This window comes from Brevibacterium metallidurans (assembly GCF_037101285.1).
Taxonomy (GTDB): Bacteria; Actinomycetota; Actinomycetes; order Actinomycetales; family Brevibacteriaceae; genus Brevibacterium; species Brevibacterium metallidurans.
The window spans coordinates 1-1,655 of the sequence record NZ_BAAAAF010000041.1 but is presented as its reverse complement, the minus strand read 5'-3'; the positions used below and the strand labels follow the sequence as shown (position 1 = coordinate 1,655).

At 47.7% G+C, this 1,655-nt stretch carries 2 protein-coding genes; both read right to left on the bottom strand.

Translation table 11 applies throughout. The features are described from left to right. Positions 1-223 (bottom strand): hypothetical protein (locus AACX88_RS17395; RefSeq protein WP_422614455.1); only part of this gene is annotated, 223 nt, incomplete at its 3' end. Between the two features lie 382 nt (positions 224-605). Then, positions 606-755, bottom strand: coding sequence for an AbrB/MazE/SpoVT family DNA-binding domain-containing protein (locus AACX88_RS17390; protein ID WP_339394121.1), 150 nt, complete (start codon positions 753-755; stop codon positions 606-608). Between the last annotated feature and the right edge of the window lie 900 nt (positions 756-1,655).

Below are 1,655 nucleotides of genomic sequence, written 5' to 3'. Positions count from 1 at the left end.
ACACAGAATCCACATCAGCAAGAGACGGTTCATCTGTACTTTTTCTCAATCTGTAAAGAGCCTTATCAAACGCAACCAGTGAGATATTCAGGCCGTAACGTTCATTCAGCACAGTCACAATCTCTTCCCTACGAATACCATTTTTCTTCCAAGTTTCTATATCGTTCTTGGAATCCCTGACAGCTGCAATGGCTGTTCTTGGACCAGGGTTAAAATTCGCCATATACCGCCCATAATGTCTTACATTTGTCTCATAATAGTCCAAAATAAGAGTAAAACGCAAAAAATGTCTTACAATTGTCTTATTTTTGTCCTTTCCGGTTCATGGATACATGAACCGCCTGATGTGGAACGCTTTTTATCTATCTCATGCGCTGCCAAAGATAGATTCATTCTTTAAAAGTCAGGTTACATTATCCCTTAAATGGTCATACACCATACGCAACCGCGATTTTCATCGCAATTGCATGAATTAAAAGATAAAAACTGAAGTCCCCGTTTATTTATGTAATACGCAACGTATTACAACCACCTGTAATTACATGAAAATAAAGAAATAAGATGTAATACCGGCGTATTACCACGTACGCGGGTAAGCGAAAAAGCTATAACGCTTCCCGGCCGACAGGCGGCCCAAAATCCACCGGGGCATGCAGGTTCTCTTCAGTAACCTGCGCCATTAAATCAAAAAGGTCATATTCGCCGGGAAGCTGCATATCAGTCGAATCCAGTTGTTCATCATGTTCAGATGGCATGGGGTGATATCCAGTAGCTGAGAGGTTGTTAGAGGGTTTCGGGGCGCAGCCCTGAACCAGTCACGTAGCGCTAGCGGAGTGTATACTGGCTTACTATGTTGGCACTGATGAGGGAGTCAGTGAAGTGCTTCATGTAGCAGGACAAAAAAGGCGGCACCGGTGCGTCAGCAGAATATGTGATACAGGATATATTCCGCTTCCTCGCTCACTGACTCGCTACGCTCGGTCGTTCGACTGCGGCGAGCGGAAATGGCTTACGAACGGGGCGGAGATGTCCTGGAAGATGCCAGGGAAATACTTAACAGGGAAGCGATAGGGCCGCGGCAAAGCCGTTTTTCCATAGGCTCCGCCCCCCTGACAAGCATCACGAAATCTGACGCTCAAATCAGTGGTGGCGAAACCCGACAGGACTATAAAGATACCAGGCGTTTCCCCCTGGTGGCTCCCTCGTGCGCTCTCCTGTTCCTGCCTTTCGGTTTACCGGTGTCATTCCGCTGTTATGGCCGCGTTTATCTCATTCCACGCCTGACACTCAGTTCCGGGAAGGCAGTTCGCTCCAAGCTGGACTGTATGCACGAACCCCCCGTTCAGTCCGACTGCTGCGCCTTATCCGGTAACTATCGTCTTGAGTCCAACCCGGAAAGACACGACAAAGCGCCACTGGCAGCAGCCACTGGTAACAGGATTAGCAGAGCGAGTTAATGTAGGTGGTGCTATAGAGTTCTTGAAGTGGTGGCCTAACTACGGCTACACTGGAAGGACAGTATTTGGTATCTGCGCTCTGCTGAAGCCAGTTACCAGGTTAAGCAGTTCCCCAACTGACTTAACCTTCGAAAAACCACCTCCCCAGGTGGTTTTTTCGTTTTCAGAGCAAGAGATTACGCGTAGAAAAAAAGGAAC

Excerpts from the sequence above, each read along its gene's own strand:
- AACX88_RS17390 (WP_339394121.1), bottom strand. The coding sequence starts at position 755 with ATGCCATCTGAACATGATGAACAACTGGATTCGACTGATATGCAGCTT.